Raw genomic sequence first — 15,518 nt, 5'->3', positions numbered from 1 at the left:
TGGCCTCGAATCTCTCTTGGAGGTCAGCTATAAGCAGAGGTAATAGACTCTTGCTTATAGCTGCATCTAGCTTGGGTGATGTGCGCTATTCGCTGCAGTCTGCGGATGACCGCGAACGAATCCTGGCAAGGACCTGTTCGCCACTGCTCTGTCCGTTGCTGATGCCAGCTGCTTTCAGTTTCGAATCCAGGGAGTCGTTCTCCTGTTCCCGGTCCAGCTCTGTCAACGCCGCCTCGATATCTTCCGCTTCGGCCTGTCTTGCCTGAATGCGGGATACGGACTGGTTGAGGTCTTCCATATGACTGCTCAGCCCCCGGGCGTGTCCGCGGAGTTGGCGGTTAACCTGCTCGGCGTGGCGGTTGGCCCTGGCCAGCCGGAGTTCACTGTGGAAATGCTTGAGCGCCCGGCCAGAGTCTCGCAGCTGTTTGCGCAATCGGTTTTCCTGCTGCTGCAGTTTGTCGTGCTGCTGTTGCTGACGTTCAAGAAGTGGTTCATCTTCTGCGATCAGGTTGGCCAGTTCCAGCGCCAGCTCTTCCTCGTTCTTTTTCAGCGCTTCGGTTACCTGATGCTCCCGTTTGTCGAGGGTTGCCCTGAGGTGTTCGTTGTCCTTGGCCAGCCGGGTTTTTTCCGCCATCAGGCAGGCGAGCTCCCGCTTGGAGCGGGCGATGGCCTGTTCGGCATCGCGCAGCTCCTGTTCGAATATCCGGATACCGTTGGCATCCACCAGTTTTGCTACCGGCTCCTGGGCCGATGCCCGGAACAGGGTGTCCAATTTGCGCCAGATGCTCATGGTGTTACTCCCCGTATTCTTTCAGCAGTTGATGGGTGCGTGCCTCGGAGATGCGGTTGACGATGCGCTGGTGCTCGTGCTCGTCGCGGATGGTTTTGGAGAGCGTGATGGTGGTGCTGACCAGAAACAGGGCGCTGATAGCCATGTAGCCCTTGAGCACCAGATCCACCGGTGCCAACACTACACCGGCGGCAGCTGCAAAGAGTGCGATAGCAAAGGAAACCTTCACAAAGAATACCCACCCGGCGGAATTGCTTTTGAGTTCGCTGTCCATGATTAACTCCTGATGACGTTGTTGTTGGAACGGCTTCACTGTGCGTGAACCAGGGAAGGCGGGCGAGGTTTTCTATAAAGGTAGTGCTGCCCTATACATCAGGTATCGTATATTGATACGTTTGGCTGGATGGCTGGTAAGAAAGGGGACGGTTATGGCGCAAACCAGCGCGATTGTCAGTGAATTGAAACGCCAGCTCAGGGCGCACGGGCTGACCTATCAGGATGTGGCGCAGGCGCTGGCTCTGTCAGAGGCCAGTGTGAAACGGTTGTTTTCAGACCGCCAGTTCTCTTTGAAGCGCCTGGACCAGATATGCGGGCTGATGGGGATGGAAATCACCGATCTGGTCCGCAAGCTGGCCCCCGAGCCCCGGGTTGAACAGCTGAGCGAAGAACAGGAACGGGAGCTGGTGTCTGACTTGCGCCTGTTGCTGGTGGCGGTGTGTGCCATGAACCGCTGGCAGTTTGGCGAGATACTCCAGAACTATCAGATAGAGGAGCCGGAGTTAATCCGCTATCTGGCCCGGCTTGATCGCATGGGGCTGGTGGAGCTGTTGCCCGGTAACCGAATCAAGTTACTGGTCAGCCACGACTTCGCCTGGCAACCCCGGGGGCCAATCCAGCGGTTTTTTGAAACGGAAGTTCAGCAGGATTTCCTGAAATGTCGATTCCATCAGCCGGGTGAGATACGGCTGTTTGTAAGCGGTATGCTGTCGCCCCAATCGAACGAATCTGTGCAACAGAAACTGAAACGTCTGGCCCTTGAGTTTCGTCATTGCCATGAGGAAGACTTGGCTCTGCCATTAGAACAGCGTTTCGGAGTCAGCTTGCTGATGGCCATGCGGCCGTGGGAGATTGACGCCTTCGCAAGCCTCCGGCGGCCAGAGGCGAGGAAGGCGTATCCCGGTGTTACACGGAATTAGACACTGACTCCTCCCTTGGTGGAGTGGTGGCCTCAGGCTGCCACGATGCGGTTCCTGCCTTGGTGTTTCGCCTCGTACAGGCGCTGATCCACAAGCCCCAGAAAGTCAGTGAGTGAATCATTTCTCGCTGGTGTGATTGTGCCAACGCCGATGCTCAGCGTGACCAGCTGGCTTGCGCTATTGCCACCATGGGCAATCTGTTCTCGTAGCAGATGTTGGTGGCACCGTTCGGCAATTTTCAGTGCTGCTTCAGGGTTGGTTTCCGGCAGAACGATGACAAACTCTTCGCCACCAAAACGGGCAACAAAGTCCTTTGAACGCGTTGCTGCACCCATGAGTACTTTGGCTATGCGTTTTAGGCACTCATCACCTTGCAAGTGTCCATGAAGATCGTTGTATTGCTTGAAGTTATCGATATCCAAAAGGAGCACCGAGAGCGGCTGCTGGTTTCTCACGGCATTATGCCAGGTCTCATCCAGGAATGAATCAAACATTCGGCGATTCGCTACGCCGGTGAGGCCATCCTGAAAAGAATATTCCTCAAGCTTTTTCTGCAGAGCCACGACTTTCTCTTCGGTTTTTTTGCGCTCACTGATGTCGAACATGAAACCGATCAGCGCCTCGACCTCTCCATGGTCATCTCGGGAAACATGCACCACATCCCTAATCCAGACGTAGTGACCGTCTTTGTGCAGTGCCCGATAGTCAGCTTCGTGATCGATGCCGGACTTGGATTGAGCGACACAGAAATCCACGACCCAGCCCTGGTCATCCGGGTGCATGCGGGTGGCCCAATCTTCCACGCTCTGCCAGCTTTCCGGTGTCCAACCAAGTAACGCCTCAATCTGAGGGCCAATGTAGGCGAACTTCATGGTTTTCCAGTCGATCTTCCAGGGAATGGCCCTGGTAGATTCCAGCAGGGTTTTGTAAACCGAGCTGTCGGTGGCCGGTTCTTCAGATTTGTTTTTCACGACCGTACCTCCAGGCTTGGCTACTCGGGGTGAAGTCTTCGGTGGATGGATTCGCGAGCATGGGATATGTCGCAGTATAGGGCATTGGCGCCTGGAAGGAAGCTACTCGTCGTTGGATAAAGTTTGACCCGTTCATTTTGCGGTCACATTGCCAAAGCCCCCGGGCTTATTGGGCTCAGGCGAGGTATCCTTGGCCTACGCACAAAGTTATCCACAGATTCTGTGCGTAACCTTGGGTGATGCATGACGAGGCCGCTTGGGGTAGGCTGCGTGCATGCCTATTACCCGGCGTTGTCGCCCCATAAACGGAAAGTGTTAATGAAGTTCCCCATTGTTACGGTTGCCATGGTGTCTGTTGCCCTCGTCTATGTGTTCTGGGGCCAGACCCAGGAATCCTCTGATCCGACCGATCCCGCACGCTTTGCCAATCTTCAGACCAGTCCTGCCAAAAGCAGTGAGGTGGTGGACTGGGCGATCACCCAGATTCCCGCGTTGTGCGCACAGGCGGTGGGAGAGCCTGCGGGCAGTGACGCCATCCAGGACTGCGAAAAGCGAGCGCAATCCCGAACGTCTACGTGCCGCCGCGCTGTGTACGATAACTTCCCGGACCGGGTGACCTCCGAGGCGATGTTCCGGGATGTCTCTATCTCCATGATGAATTGCCTGGTGCCGCAGGGCAGTATTGTCCGGCCATGACTGTTGGTGCGGGGCGGTAGCATGGGGATGATCAGGTCTTTACCTGATGCCGCAGATCGCCCACAATCTTGGGATTCTGTTGTTAACAAACACTCACTTTAATAAAACGCAGTAAATGAGGACGCACAGGTGACTGAACTCGTAAGCTACGAACTGAACGACGGCATTGCCACCATCAGCCTGAATAACGGCAAAGCCAATGCCCTGAGCCACGATGTGTTTGCTGGGCTGAATGCCGCTCTGGACCAGGCCGAGCAGGATAAGGCTATTGTGATTCTGACAGGTCAGCCTGGCATGTTTTCAGGCGGCTACGACCTGAAAGAAATGCAGAAGGGCCCGAAAGAAGCGATGGCGCTGGTGAAGGTGGGCTCAACCTTGACCCGTCGCCTGGCCGCGTTCCCGCTGCCGGTGATTGGTGCGTGCAGTGGCCATGCTATCGCCAAGGGCGCGTTTATCCTGTTGTCTGTGGATTACCGCATTGGCGTAGAGGGCGGTTTCAAGCTGGGCCTGAACGAAGTGGCCATTGGTATGACCATGCACCACGCTGGTATCGAGATCGCCCGCCACCGTATGCCGGCGCCGTATTTCTACCGTTCGGTGGTGAATGCCGAGATCTTTAACCCGGAAGGCGCCGTTGCGGCTGGTTTCCTGGATGAGGTGGTGGCTCCTGAACAACTGATGGAGCGAGCCGTAGCGGTTGCGTCCCAGATGAAGCAGCTTAACCTGAACGCCCACAAGCAAACCAAGCTGAAAGTGAAGGCGGATTACCTGGCGCTGCTGGACCGTTGCATCGAGCAGGATGCTGCTCACTTTGATCTGATGGGTTAACCCGAGCTCACCTTTTTCTGGAACTGGCTGGCAGGTTTGAATCTGAACAGCCAGGCCAGAAGAGGTCTCGCAGAGTTTGTGGGTAAACACGAGAGGGGGTTGAGTGAAATGTCTGAAAAACCGGGCAAGCCGGTGGCGGCATCCGCCATCGACAAGCATGTTTACAAGGTTTTCCCCAATGATATGAACTCACACAACACGGTGTTTGGCGGCATGATCATGGCCAAGTGTGATCGTCTGGCACTGGTGGTGGCAGAGCGCCACTCGGCCCATGTTTGTGTGACTGCTGCGGTGGATTCGATCCACTTCCGGGCACCTGCCAAGGGGAACGACACGCTGTTATTTAATCTGTCGCTGAACCGTAGCTGGGGCTCGTCTATGGAGATCGGTGCCCGTGTGGAGGCAGAGAACAGTTATACCGGCGAAACCCGCCACATCCTCTCCGCTTTTTTTACCTTTGTGGCCCTGGACAAGAATGACCGGCCTGTTGAAGTGCCACCGGTGATTCCGGAAACCAAAGACCAGATTCGTCGTTACGAGAAAGCCGAGATTCGCCGGGAAGGGCGGCTGAGAACGCGAGACGAGCTTTCAAAGGCAAATGGCTGAGAGACTATCGCTTATTGATTCCAGTCATGGTATATCAGCGCCACAGAAAACCTTTTTTATCGGAACCGGATGTTATGCCTAAAGCGAGTGAGATCAAGAAGAACCAGGCCGTTGAGTATGACGGCCGCGTCTATTTTGTGAAGGATATCGAGCGCTCGGTACCTCAGGGCCGTGCTGGCGGCAGCTTGTACCGTATGCGCATGTACGATGTGGTGACTAACCAGAAGCTGGACGAGACCTTTAAAGACTCTGACATGCTGAATCTGGCGGATCTGGTGCGTCGTCCGGTTATGTTCTCCTACGCCGATGGCGACGAGTACGTGTTCATGGATAACGAAGACTTCACCCAGTACATGCTGAACAAAAGCGCCATTGAAGACGAGCTGTTGTTCATCACCGAGGATACCCAGGGCGTGATGGCGATTCTGGTCAGCGAGACTCCGGTCGCCATTGACCTGCCGCCTACGGTTGAGCTGACTATCGAAGAAACCGACCCATCCATCAAGGGCGGTTCCGCGACAGCCCGCACCAAGCCGGCTCGCCTGACTACCGGCCTGGTGGTTCAGGTGCCTGAGCACATCTCTACCGGCGATCGCATCAAGGTGAATGTGGAAGAGCGTAAGTTCCTCAGCCGCGCTTGATGTTTTGATCAGCTCCGTCCGCCGACGGAGCTGATTTCGTCACCGCTGAGGTGACGATACCCACCAACAGGAAGTTCCGGGTCCAGTGCCAGACTGCCCATGCTTTCCCTGTGCAGTGATGTGATCCGATTGCCGACTGCGTGGAACATGCGCTTTACCTGGTGATATCGCCCTTCAAAGATGGTTACCCGAGCCTCACAGTCATTCAGTTGCTCCAACTGGGCGGGGGAGGTTGTCAACTGTTCGTACTCAAACCAGATTCCCTCGGCAAAGCGCGTGGCCGTTTCCGGGCTGATGGGTGACGCGGTTGTGACCCGGTACGTTTTCGGTAGTTTGATGTCAGGCTCGGTGAGCCGGCGGGACCATAGCCCGTCACTGCTCAGAATCAGAAGCCCGGTGCTGGCCCGGTCCAGGCGGCCGCCGATGTGCAGGTGCTCTCGTATGTTCGGTGCAATCAGTTCCATAACCGTGGGGTGTTGGTCATCCTTGGTGGCGCTCAGGTAACCGGCGGGTTTGTGGAGCATCAGGTAATAAGCGGGTTCGGCTTGCTGGATGATGTTCTGGTCAATTCTGACTTCCTGAAACCGGGAAACCTCTTCTGCGCCGTCCTGGCACCTCTGGCCGTCCACGCTCACCCGGCCAGAAGCCAGAAGTTGATTGGCCTGGCGACGACTGACACCGTTCTGGTTACTGATAATACGGGAGAGCTTCATGGCTCGCTTGGGGTAACGGCCGGCACCAGCCGGCTCAGCTTCTTGATCAGTTTGCGCCAGCCAATGGGCAGGCGCTCTTCCAGTACATTCAATCGGAGCTTGTCCAGGGACCAGGGGTCAAAATCCTGTTTGCGCCCGTAGATCACCCAGTTGTTGGTCCGGCTTTTGAACACCAGCAGCAGGGGAAACTGCCGCGTGAGTTCCCGCAGCAGATTGCCGTCCGGCTCCGGCATTCGGTGGTAGTTAAGAACCAACCAGCCGGTAGAGGATAATGCCCTGCTGCAGGCTTTTATAAACTGCCGCTGGCTTTGCGCCGGGCTCATACGGTCAGCACTGTACAGGTCTGTCAGAATCATATCCGTGCTGGCTTCGGGTAGCTGGTCGACGGCCAGACGGGCATCGGCAATATGCACCCTTAGCCGTTCTGATTCGGGCAGTGCAAACCACTCCTTTGCAATCTCCGCAACCTTTCGCCTGAGTTCATATACCTCAATGGTGCTGTCCGGCAGCAGCGTGAACAGGCCGTGTGTGAGTACACCACCACCAAGGCCCAGAACGGTTACCCGGCTGGGTGAGGCAAAAGCGATTGGCAGCAGCATGGCTCGGTTGTATTCATGCACGGGAACATTGGGGGCTGTCCGCAGGATCTTGCTTTGCTCAAACACCGAATCGAAGCTCAGAATCCGATGCTTACGGTCATCGATCACCAGAATGTTGCCATGGGGGTCACTTGCCACATGAACAATGTCGCCCTTGATGTCAGGGCGCTTGATCACCGTGCCCATCAGTTGCTGGCGTAGCGCTGGTGCAGAATACCTACCCGTTCAACGTAGGCCTTGGTTTCCGCGTAGGGGGGAATGCCATTGAAGCGGCCGACGGCGCCGGGGCCGGCGTTGTAGGCGGCAGTCGCCAGGCGGATATCACCATTGAAACGCTTGAGCATGCGGGCGAGGTAATCGACCCCGCCACGTATATTGTCTTCAATGGCAAATGGGTCTCTCACGCCCAGTTCATCTGCGGTGCCGGGCATCAACTGCATCAGGCCCTGGGCGCCGACTGGCGACACAGCCTTCGGGTTGAACGCAGATTCGGCATGGATAACCGCCCGAACCAGGGCCGGGTCGACATCAAACTCTTGAGCGGCTGTCAGTATTTCATCCCGGAATGGGGTCAGGAACAGGGGGGTTCTGTACCAATCCACCTTGGAGCCCGGATCGCAGGCGTAGCAATGGAAACGGATAACTTCAACGTCTTCCGTACCGGGGCGTTGACTGCTGTAGGCTACCACGCCGTGCTCATCGGTGTAGCGGTACACCGTCTGGTTGCGTGTGGAGGCGCGGGGCTGGTTTGGGCTTTTCACGTTGGTGAATTCCACCCGGCCATCCGGGTGCACAATGCGCTGGATGCTGTCCGCATGGGCGGTGCCCGCTGCCAGAACGAGTCCGATAGCAAAGGCGACCGTTGTTCTGGCCAGTAGAGAGATACCGCTTAAATTCATCAAAGACCCGGTGCGTTGATTCTGCATAACAATCCACCGCTATTATCGCGGTAGACGCCCGCACATGTGTAGGACTTTCGTACCTTGATGATACCGATTGTTCATGGGGTCACAAACTTACTGTGGGCCTCAGGCCTCATCGGGCACCGGTTCGGGTTGGTCTGGTAATCGTTTGCCCGACCAGTTTTCCATCAGTCGGCAAGCGACCAGATCACCGGTAACGTTAATGGCGGTACGGCACATATCAAGTATCCGGTCCACGCCCATAATCAAGGCAATACCTGCCGCCGGTACACCCACGGATTGAAGCACCATGGCGAGAATGACAATGCCTACCCCGGGTGTAGCGGGTGAGCCGATGGATGCGCCGACTGCCATGGCTACCAGCAGTGCCATACTGCCCACACTCAAGTCGATGCCATACACCTGTGCCAGAAACACTGTGGCCACGGCCTGATAGAGGGCGGTACCGTTCATATTGATGGTAGCGCCCAGCGGAATGACAAACTGGGAAACGGAAGGGCGCACACCCAGTTTGTCTTCCGCAGTGCGGATAGACAGAGGCATGACTGCCGCGGAGCTGGACGTGGAAAACGCGAGCAGCAGTACATCACGAGTGTCTTTCAGGAATTGCAGAGGCCTCACGCCGGCCAGCAGTTTTAGAATAATCAGGTAAAAAGCCATCAGTACAGCCAGGCCGAGCAAAACGGTGGCCACATAGGACGCCATGCCGAGCATGGCACGGAACCCGAGCGTGGTGGTCAGTTGCGCCATCAGCCCGAAAACGGCATAGGGCGCCAGGCGCATCGCCCAGCGAACCACCGTCATGCAGATTTGTTGCAGGGAGTCGAGCAGGTCCAGCATCGGCTTGGCCTTGTCTCCCGACATGCTGACCAGTGCAACGCCGATGATGATGGAGAAAATCACCACCTGCAGCATTTGCCCCTCTACCATGGCATCCAGGGGGTTGCCGGGCAGCAGGCCGATCAGTGTCTGGGGGATGGCATCCAGGCCGGGGATGTCCGCGGCGACCGGGGCAGCATCGACCGGAGGCGCTGTCAGGCCGGTCATCAGGTCACCCGGGTTAACCAGGCCTCCTACCCAAAGGCCTATGGTGGCGGCAATAGCAGTTGTGATGACAAAAAACAGGGTAACCCGGACGCCCATCTTGCGCAGTTGTTCCAGGTTGTCGCTGGCGGCCAGGCCTCTTACCACAGAGGCTATAACCAGTGGTATCACGATCATCTGGATGGTGGCGAGGAACAGTTGCCCGGGAAAGGCCAGCCAGTTGCCGATCAGCGTTCCGGTTTCTGGCTCGACCAGGCCAACCGAGGGGCCCAGCAAGGTGCCAACCACAAGACCAAGCCCCATGCCAATCAGCACCTTGAGCCACAGGCGACCTTTAACCAGCGTCGCAAGGTAAACACTCAGGTGGCGCAAAGGGCGTGGGTAATAGTCATCTGACTGTGCCGGTGTGTTGTCCATGATCAACGTGTCCGTGTTGTGATGATGCAATGTCGTTGACTTGCACTGAAAGTCGCGGCGCGATGGGTGTAACAATAGGATAATCGGGCAAAATATGCACCTGGATCAATTTCACAACGATTCCACCGTGGCGCTCCGATATTTGGGCTAAACTTCAGATAATTCTAATGATAAGGAGCTTTTATGCCGTTCTCTCCAAACCACCTTGCCGAGCTGAACCTGTTGCTACAGTTTCCCTCGATATCCACCCAGGAAGGTATAAAAGTGCATGCCCATTCTGCGGCGCCGGAAACGGTCCGGGCGGCAGAGTCGCTGTTTGCAAAAGGGTTGATCAGCCAGAAAGACGGGGGATACCTGACCCCCTTGGGCTGCGAGGCCGTAGAGTTTACTCAGAAACTGCAATCGATGTTGACGAGCGCTTGACTGTGATGGTCGGTTAGCTGAGTTCTGTGCCTGTCTGGGCGGGTTCTGGCAGGCTATAGTCTCCTGCCAGGATTCCTATCAGCCGAGCTTTGATCCATGCCCCCGGTTTTCTTTTCCTTCTTCGTACCTGCCCTGTTTGTCTGGCTCTGGAGCACCGGATTCATTGGTGCCAAGTACGGCCTGCCGTATGCAGAGCCTTTTACGCTGTTGTTTATCCGCATGCTGATCACGTTAATACCGTTGGCCGTCTTGGCCATCATCATGGGTGCCCGATGGCCGGGCTGGCGTAGCGCCGGTCATGTGGCGATCACCGGTATTCTGGTTCATGGCTGTTACCTTGGTGGTGTTTTTTACGCCATTGATCAGGGTATGTCATCTGGGCTGGTGTCGCTCATTGTAGGCTTACAGCCTTTAGTAACCGCGCTGGCGGCTGTGGTGTTTCTGCGTGAGGTGGTTTCGGGAAAGCAGTGGGTGGGGTTGGTCTTGGGGCTTGTGGGTGTTTCTCTGGTGATTGCAGAAAAGTTTGGAGGAACCAGCACCGGTGATACAGGGCTACCCGGGCTGACACTGGTCTGGGCAGGGTTGGCGCTGATTGGAATCTCCCTTGGCACCGTTTACCAGAAACGGTTTGGCACGTCGGTTGATCTGGTGTCTGGCACCATGATTCAGTATACCGCCGCGGCGGTCTTGTTTGGTGTTGGTGCGATGTTGCTGGAGACCCGGACTGTGGAGTGGACGCTTCAGTTCAAACTGGCCCTTGGCTGGCTGGTATTTGGCCTGTCTGTCAGTGCCATTCTGCTTCTAATGTGGCTGATTCGCCGGGGGGCGGCCTCTCAGGTGGCGAGTTTGTTTTATCTGGTGCCGCCAGTCACGGCACTGGAGGCGTTTATCCTGTTCGATGAGCGATTGGGGCCAATGGCCATGGCTGGAGGCGCGGTTGCCGTGGCTGGCGTGGCCCTGGTTGTCGCCTCAGGGCCGCGAACAGCCAGGTCGAGCTAGTTACGTTCTGTCACGGAACTTTCAATGCCAGATACGAACTACGGAGTTATGCTGTCGTAAACTGCCAGATCGATTGGCACAAACTTCCAACTCTGCCTATTTTTGCGTCATACCAACGATTGCCAGCCAAAAGGAACAAGACATGCACGTTGTCATCGCATCAGCCAGAAACGCCCTGCGAAACGTCGCGAGGGCATGGTTCGTTGGATTAACGCTAATGGCCTTAAGCGCCACGGCTCAGGCTGCTGAGCGGCTGTATATCTTTACCGAACATTACCCTCCTTATAACGCGTCTGTTTCCGGTGAGGGCTTTGCCCACAACGAGGACCAGATCACCGGTATCTGCACCGATATGGTGAAAGCCATTCTGGCAAGGGTAGATTACGACGTGCAGATGAAGATGCGGGCTTGGAGCTACGCCTACGACTGGGTGCAGGGACGTGAAAACCACGGTCTGTTCTGTACCGCGCGCACCGATGAACGAGAGCAGCTATTTCAGTGGGTGGGCCCGCTGGCATCCATTGAATGGACCCTGTTTGCGGCTCCCGACTCCGAGATAACACTATCCAGTCTGGGCGATGCCAAAGACCTGAGAATTGCCGGCTACCGGGGCGATGTCATGTCTCAGTACCTGGTGGATCAGGGTTTTAACGTGATCATGAATACGTCGGGTGATGTGAACCCCCGTCGTCTGACGCTGGGTCAGGCCGATCTGTGGGTCACGGATGGCCTTGTGGGGCCCTTGGTTGCTGAGGACGAACATGGCATTACCGGCCTGAAGCCGGTGCTGGTTTTCCGGGAGACGCCCATGTATCTGGCCATAAGCCGGGAGACCAACCCGGATATCGTAACGGACCTTCAGCAAGCTCTGGACAGTGCCCGCAGTGAGGGCGAACTGGACGCCATTGTTGCCCGCTACGATTGATCTCCGGTTAGCGTCAGCCGACAGGCAGATCAGTCTGTGCGCCGGGTGGGGTGAACTGAGCGAGACAGCGTGGGCTCGCAGCCGATCACTCTTCGGGCCTGCTTGTGGGCGTGCAGGTACCATCTCTGGCCGCCGCGGGTGAAGGTGTCTGCACGCACCTGAAAATCGGCAGTTTCAACGGTGGCAGGTATCGGTGTGCCATCTGCGTGCCGATAAACGCAACTGGTGCCTATGGTGAGTGCCTGTCGAAGCGGGAGCTCGATAAAGTCGTCGTCCCTGATCAACGGCGATTGACCGTTGATTTCGATAACTTTCAGGCAGGGGCCAAAATGAATGCGGTTGACGGCGTCCACGGATTCCTCAAGGCAGTGGTGAGCCTTGAGAAACACGACATCGTTGTCGAGGCCTTCCTGGCGATCCGGCAGGTTCTGGCAGGCCGTCAGGGTCAGCGCAAGTGCAGTCAGTGCGGCTACTCGGGTCATCAAGGCCTCCGTGGCGTTGGCATAAGCCCGCCCTGAGGGTCCGAACGGAGCGCGTCGATCAGCCGCTGATCTCGTCCATAGATGTCGTTCCTGAACTGTATCACTCCTGATTGATCAACCCACACTGTCCAGTATTGCAGATGCACCGGCACCGGCGTTCTCAGCATCGCATTGACTGGGTCTCTGAGCTCAATGGCTCTATCTATATTGGCCCGGGACCAGTTGCTGTTGCCCTCCAGCAGGCGTTCCGCCAATTCAAAGGGCCGCTCAACCCTGATGCAGCCGGAACTAAACGGACGCTCAGCCCGCCCAAACAGGGACTGGCCCGGAGTGTCATGCAGATAGATGTCGTACTGGTTCGGGAACATGAACTTTATCTGTCCCAGTGCATTCATCGGCCCGGGTTCCTGAACCAGTTGGTACGGGAAGTTATTGGCAGACAGCGAGTACCAGTCGATGGTGGCTGGGTCCACCTCTGTGCGATCAGCGCCCCATCCCCGATAAACCTTGAAATTCATGCGCTCAAGATAGCCGGGATCGCTGCGGATAAGTGGTAGCTGGTCCTGGATCATGAGCTTCCGCGGGACCGTCCAGGTGGGGTTGAATACCAGATAGCGAATGCGGTCACTGAATACCGGGGTTTGGCGGTACGGGCGCCCGACAATCACCCGCTGGCGGAGGATTTCTTCACCAGCGCGAACCATGGTCATCTCGAAGCCGGCGATGTTGACCAGCACGTAGGTATCACCAAGATCGTCCGGCAACCAACGCCAACGCTCCAGACTGGCATCCAGTTGGCGGACGCGCTCGACAGGTAGTCTATTCAGGGCCGCAAAGGTCTGGCGCCCGATGATTCCATCCGGCTCGAGGCCATGCCTGGCCTGGAACCTGGGAAGGGCACTCATTAATTGGTCGCCGTAAACGTCGCTATCGAACGCGGCATCATAAGCGTCCTGGCGCTCATGCTCGGCGGTCTGTATATCTCCAAGCAAAGCCAGGCGGCGACGTATCTCGGGTATGCGCGGGTCTTTGTCTCCTGGTCGGAGGGTGGGGGCCGCAGCGAGTTCGTGCCAGGGCTGTCCCATCAAGGTGGTCAGGGAGCGGCGGGCGGTGACCAGTTTTTGATAGGCCGCCGAGGTCGGCCTTAACTGCTGCAGAGACTGGTAGACCGTACCTGCCTCCAGCGCTTGTGTAAGCAGGGTGTGGGTCTCGAGATTCTGGCGATTGGCTGTCCATTCGGCGTGAATGGTTCGGGGGTTAACCTTTCCTGCTTGCAGGTGAGAGGCCAGCAACAGAAACGCATCCGATAACACAAGGTCCAGATCGGCCCGCACCTCCTCATCAACCTCGTCTGCGGGTTTCAGGGCCAGGGCAGCTATCGTTTCGTGGTGATAATCCAGAGGGTTCAGTCCCTGATCAGCCACCTCACTGATGGCCTGGGCCAGTTGACGCCGGGCGCTGTAGGAATTCCAGGCCAGGTCAAAGCCTCGGAGCTCGTAGAAGCGGCTCAGTGCCTCCTTTGCGAGTATTGGTGCGTTGAGGACAGTAACAGGATGCCCGGCCTGCAGGGCTTCAATGCGATTGATGATGCTATCGTCACTGAAGACGGGCTGGCACGCCAGAATAAGAATCAGAGCCAGGCCGCGTGATCTGATACGGTTCCATCGTGCGTCTCGCATAAATTCGCTCTCAGCTTCTCACAGAATGTTCGATCGGTTCGTGCGTCCTCCCAGTGTAGCCTATTGATCTTTGTGGGGCTTTTCTTTAATTAGCCTGCCCGGCCAAACATGCGTTCCAGAAAGCCAAGCTCCCGAACGTCCGCTACGGGCACTGTGTCCAGTTCCTGCATGGCTCTGCGCCAGAAAGCCTCTGGGTCATCAAGATGCGAGACGAGCTGTCGTTCCTCCGGACTATAGTGGTTGTGATCGCCAGAGATACCAGCGTCCATCAGCTGCTCGGCCCACAGATAGAGCGCTGCCCGAAGGGTTCGGAGTAGCCGGCAATAAACCTCCCGTCTAAGGTTGATGGCCAGTTCGGCACTGAGATTGATCTGCTTTTGCAGGTCTGACATGGTTTCTTTATCCAGCAACACCCGAATGCCATTGCCTTTCTTGCAGCTTAAACAGGTATGTTCGAGCTCTTTTACCCCTTCTATCAGGTTCAGGTGTCCGAACTCTTTGGTTTGGGTGTCATTCACCGGTGCAGGAATCCAGCCATACTGAGGAGATTTGGCAACGATGTGTCCGGGCAGGTCAAGCCGATAAGGTGGTGTTTTGACCGTGTCGGGGTATCCGTCAAACTCAGCCCTTAGCCAGGCAGCCATCTGGCGATGTCTGAGCATGGTTGCCAGGGTAATGGCTGATGGCATGATATCGGCGAGCAGATCGCTGGCGTCCTGAGTGCGGTCCATCAGGTGATCGACAGATGTAGACATGATTATCTCCCTGAGCGTGAGGGTTAAACCCTCGCCGTTATTTTTGTTTTTGGTTCTCCTGATCCGTGCAGAGGAGTAACCTGTGGGTAAAAAGTAGACAGTGGTGAAAGTCTGCGCTGTTGTAAAAGCGTTATGGCTTTGTAACGACGGGTAATCAGGGAGGGGCCGGTGATGAGTGAACGGGTTCCGGATTTCAGTAGCCAGCGCGCTGACATGGTTCGGTATCAGCTTGCCGCCAGGGGAATAGTCGATTCAAGAGTGCTGGAAGCCATGGAAAGGGTGCCCAGAGAACGCTTTATTCCCGAGCATTTGGCCGGTGAAGCCTACGAAGATTACCCCTTGCCGATTGGTTGGGGGCAGACAATTTCCCAGCCCTATATCGTGGCGCTGATGGCGCAGGTGCTTCATCTGGAAGGGCGCGAACGGGTGTTGGATATTGGTACTGGATCGGGTTATGCCGCGGCCGTTCTCGCCAGTCTCGCTCTGGAGGTCTTCAGTATCGAGCGGATTCCCGAGTTGGCAGAGCAGGCCAGGATAAACCTGGAGCGGGCGGGGTTCAGCCAGGTGCGCGTTCGCTGCGGCGATGGAACCCTTGGTTGGCCGGAGGCTGCGCCATTTGATGGCATCTGCGTTGCTGCGGGCGCCCCCGCCGTACCTGAGACCCTTAAACAGCAGCTGGCCGTTGGTGGCCGGTTGATTATTCCGGTGGGGTCGGAACATTCCGTGCAGCGGCTGGTATGTATTACCCGCCGGGCGGATGCTGACTTCGAGCGCGAAGACTTCGGTGATGTCCGGTTCGTGCCCCTGTTGGGTGAGCAGGGATGGTCCTGA

At 56.7% G+C, this 15,518-nt stretch carries 19 protein-coding genes; 9 read left to right on the top strand and 10 right to left on the bottom strand.

The window, feature by feature from the left end; translation table 11 throughout:
- Positions 1–85: 85 nt before the first annotated feature.
- Both ASQ50_RS05810 and ASQ50_RS05805 read right to left on the bottom strand, forming a co-directional pair.
- A complete protein-coding gene (locus tag ASQ50_RS05810; protein ID WP_058092199.1) occupies positions 86–790 on the bottom strand; it encodes a PspA/IM30 family protein in 705 nt (234 codons plus the stop codon).
- 4 nt (positions 791–794) lie between these two features.
- Positions 795–1,064 carry a YiaA/YiaB family inner membrane protein gene (locus ASQ50_RS05805; RefSeq protein WP_058092198.1) on the bottom strand — a complete coding sequence of 90 codons (270 nt, stop codon included), beginning with the start codon at positions 1,062–1,064 and terminating at the stop codon, positions 795–797.
- Positions 1,065–1,218: 154 nt separating this feature from the next.
- On the opposite strand from ASQ50_RS05805, the gene ASQ50_RS05800 reads away from it, so the two are divergent.
- Positions 1,219–1,986: a helix-turn-helix domain-containing protein gene (locus ASQ50_RS05800; RefSeq protein WP_058092197.1), complete on the top strand. Its 768-nt coding sequence runs from the start codon at positions 1,219–1,221 to the stop codon at positions 1,984–1,986.
- Positions 1,987–2,018: 32 nt separating this feature from the next.
- Here the strand turns inward: ASQ50_RS05800 and ASQ50_RS05795 are convergent, their stop codons facing one another.
- A complete protein-coding gene (locus ASQ50_RS05795) occupies positions 2,019–2,957 on the bottom strand; it encodes a sensor domain-containing diguanylate cyclase (RefSeq protein WP_058092196.1) in 939 nt (312 codons plus the stop codon).
- A 318-nt stretch (positions 2,958–3,275) separates the two neighbouring features.
- On the opposite strand from ASQ50_RS05795, the gene ASQ50_RS05790 reads away from it, so the two are divergent.
- The 4 genes from ASQ50_RS05790 to yeiP all read left to right on the top strand — a co-directional run bounded on the left by ASQ50_RS05790 (position 3,276) and on the right by yeiP (position 5,728).
- Entirely contained in the window at positions 3,276–3,653 is a 378-nt protein-coding gene (locus ASQ50_RS05790; protein ID WP_058092195.1) for a hypothetical protein, read from the top strand.
- A 129-nt stretch (positions 3,654–3,782) separates the two neighbouring features.
- Positions 3,783–4,481 carry a crotonase/enoyl-CoA hydratase family protein gene (locus tag ASQ50_RS05785; protein ID WP_058092194.1) on the top strand — a complete coding sequence of 233 codons (699 nt, stop codon included), beginning with the start codon at positions 3,783–3,785 and terminating at the stop codon, positions 4,479–4,481.
- Between the two features lie 108 nt (positions 4,482–4,589).
- Positions 4,590–5,087 (top strand): acyl-CoA thioesterase, encoded by a 498-nt coding sequence (locus tag ASQ50_RS05780; RefSeq protein WP_058092193.1) that lies wholly within the window; start codon positions 4,590–4,592, stop codon positions 5,085–5,087.
- A gap of 74 nt (positions 5,088–5,161) precedes the next feature.
- Positions 5,162–5,728 carry an elongation factor P-like protein YeiP gene (yeiP, locus tag ASQ50_RS05775; protein WP_058092192.1) on the top strand — a complete coding sequence of 189 codons (567 nt, stop codon included), beginning with the start codon at positions 5,162–5,164 and terminating at the stop codon, positions 5,726–5,728.
- 8 nt (positions 5,729–5,736) lie between these two features.
- Here yeiP and ASQ50_RS05770 read toward each other — a convergent pair whose 3' ends face one another.
- From ASQ50_RS05770 to ASQ50_RS05755, 4 genes are all read right to left on the bottom strand, one after another.
- Complete coding sequence (locus ASQ50_RS05770) at positions 5,737–6,441, bottom strand: pseudouridine synthase (RefSeq protein ID WP_058092191.1); 705 nt, start codon at positions 6,439–6,441, stop codon at positions 5,737–5,739.
- Positions 6,438–7,226 (bottom strand): spermidine synthase, encoded by a 789-nt coding sequence (locus tag ASQ50_RS05765; RefSeq protein ID WP_058092190.1) that lies wholly within the window; start codon positions 7,224–7,226, stop codon positions 6,438–6,440. The genes ASQ50_RS05770 and ASQ50_RS05765 overlap by 4 nt, the downstream gene beginning before the upstream one ends.
- Positions 7,226–7,939 (bottom strand): lytic transglycosylase domain-containing protein, encoded by a 714-nt coding sequence (locus tag ASQ50_RS05760; protein ID WP_058092230.1) that lies wholly within the window; start codon positions 7,937–7,939, stop codon positions 7,226–7,228. The genes ASQ50_RS05765 and ASQ50_RS05760 overlap by 1 nt, the downstream gene beginning before the upstream one ends.
- A 129-nt stretch (positions 7,940–8,068) precedes the next feature.
- Positions 8,069–9,424, bottom strand: coding sequence for a dicarboxylate/amino acid:cation symporter (locus ASQ50_RS05755; protein ID WP_058092189.1), 1,356 nt, complete (start codon positions 9,422–9,424; stop codon positions 8,069–8,071).
- Positions 9,425–9,607: 183 nt separating this feature from the next.
- On the opposite strand from ASQ50_RS05755, the gene ASQ50_RS05750 reads away from it, so the two are divergent.
- From ASQ50_RS05750 to ASQ50_RS05740, 3 genes are all read left to right on the top strand, one after another.
- Positions 9,608–9,847, top strand: a complete 240-nt coding sequence (locus ASQ50_RS05750) for a TIGR02647 family protein (protein WP_058092188.1) — start codon at positions 9,608–9,610, stop codon at positions 9,845–9,847.
- Positions 9,848–9,943: 96 nt separating this feature from the next.
- Positions 9,944–10,846, top strand: a complete 903-nt coding sequence (locus tag ASQ50_RS05745) for a DMT family transporter (RefSeq protein WP_058092187.1) — start codon at positions 9,944–9,946, stop codon at positions 10,844–10,846.
- A 217-nt stretch (positions 10,847–11,063) separates the two neighbouring features.
- Entirely contained in the window at positions 11,064–11,771 is a 708-nt protein-coding gene (locus ASQ50_RS05740; protein ID WP_412535744.1) for a substrate-binding periplasmic protein, read from the top strand.
- Positions 11,772–11,800: 29 nt separating this feature from the next.
- On the opposite strand, the gene ASQ50_RS05735 is transcribed toward ASQ50_RS05740, so the two are convergent.
- The 3 genes from ASQ50_RS05735 to ASQ50_RS05725 all read right to left on the bottom strand — a co-directional run bounded on the left by ASQ50_RS05735 (position 11,801) and on the right by ASQ50_RS05725 (position 14,687).
- A complete protein-coding gene (locus ASQ50_RS05735) occupies positions 11,801–12,253 on the bottom strand; it encodes a hypothetical protein (RefSeq protein ID WP_058092185.1) in 453 nt (150 codons plus the stop codon).
- Positions 12,253–13,932 carry a L,D-transpeptidase family protein gene (locus tag ASQ50_RS05730; protein ID WP_058092184.1) on the bottom strand — a complete coding sequence of 560 codons (1,680 nt, stop codon included), beginning with the start codon at positions 13,930–13,932 and terminating at the stop codon, positions 12,253–12,255. Before ASQ50_RS05730 ends, ASQ50_RS05735 begins: the two co-directional genes overlap by 1 nt.
- A gap of 89 nt (positions 13,933–14,021) precedes the next feature.
- Positions 14,022–14,687 (bottom strand): hypothetical protein, encoded by a 666-nt coding sequence (locus ASQ50_RS05725; RefSeq protein WP_058092183.1) that lies wholly within the window; start codon positions 14,685–14,687, stop codon positions 14,022–14,024.
- A gap of 171 nt (positions 14,688–14,858) precedes the next feature.
- On the opposite strand from ASQ50_RS05725, the gene ASQ50_RS05720 reads away from it, so the two are divergent.
- Positions 14,859–15,518 (top strand): protein-L-isoaspartate(D-aspartate) O-methyltransferase, encoded by a 660-nt coding sequence (locus ASQ50_RS05720; RefSeq protein ID WP_058092182.1) that lies wholly within the window; start codon positions 14,859–14,861, stop codon positions 15,516–15,518.

Origin of the sequence: Marinobacter sp. LQ44 (genome assembly GCF_001447155.2) — a bacterium.
Taxonomy (GTDB): Bacteria; Pseudomonadota; Gammaproteobacteria; order Pseudomonadales; family Oleiphilaceae; genus Marinobacter.
This window is presented reverse-complemented; position numbering and strand designations above follow the sequence as displayed.